The sequence below is a fragment of the Arthrobacter sp. SO3 genome (assembly GCF_020532825.1).
In the GTDB taxonomy this organism is placed as follows: Bacteria; Actinomycetota; Actinomycetes; order Actinomycetales; family Micrococcaceae; genus Arthrobacter.
Map to the genome: position 1 here is coordinate 1 of NZ_MQTS01000225.1, position 989 is coordinate 989.

A 989-nucleotide genomic window follows, 5' to 3' on the forward strand; every position below is an offset into this window, starting at 1 on the left:
ACCCTGGCACCAGAAGGCCGGAAAATGCTGCGGATCGAGCAGCGCAATGCGGCCACCCCGGTGGAACGCAAGCCGGAGTGGATCAAGGCCAAGGTCCAGATGGGCCCCGAGTACGTCCAGCTCAAGAACCTCGTCAAAAAAGAAGGCCTCCACACCGTCTGTGAAGAAGCCGGCTGCCCCAACATCTTCGAATGCTGGGAAGACAAGGAAGCCACCTTCCTGATCGGCGGCTCCGAATGCACCCGGCGCTGCGACTTCTGCCAGATCGACACCGGCAAGCCCTCCCCCGTGGACGTCTTCGAACCCACCAAGGTTGCCCGCTCGGTCCAGGCGATGCAGCTGCGCTACGCCACCGTCACCGGCGTGGCCCGCGATGACCTCGCCGACGAGGGCGTCTGGCTCTACGCCGAAACCGTCCGCAAGATCCACGAACTGAACCCCGGCACCGGCGTCGAGCTCCTGATCCCGGACTTCTCCGGCAAACCCGAACACATCGAAGCGATCTGCGACTCCAAACCCGAGGTCTTCGCCCACAACGTCGAGACCGTCCCGCGGATCTTCAAGCGCATCCGCCCCGCGTTCCGCTACGACCGCTCCCTGGACGTCATCACCCAGGGCCGCAAGCTCGGCATGGTCACCAAATCCAACCTGATCCTCGGCATGGGCGAAACCCGCGGGGAAATCTCCGAAGCACTCCAGGACCTGCACGACGCCGGCTGTGACCTGATCACCATCACCCAGTACCTGCGCCCCTCCGAACGCCACCTCCCGGTGGACCGCTGGGTCAAGCCCCAGGAGTTCGTGGACCTGCAGCAGGAAGCCGACGAGATCGGCTTCCTCGGCGTCATGTCCGGACCCCTGGTGCGGTCCTCCTACCGCGCCGGCCGGCTCTGGGCCACCGCGATGCGCAAGAAAGGCTGGGACATCCCGGCCCACCTCGCCCACATCGAGTCCTCCGGCACCACCCGCCAGGAAGCCAGCTCACTTCT

At 65.3% G+C, this 989-nt stretch carries 1 protein-coding gene; it reads left to right on the forward strand.

The window, feature by feature from the left end:
- Nucleotides 1-989: lipoyl synthase (gene lipA, locus BJQ90_RS19640; RefSeq protein ID WP_226761867.1), on the forward strand; the 989-nt coding region annotated here is incomplete at both ends.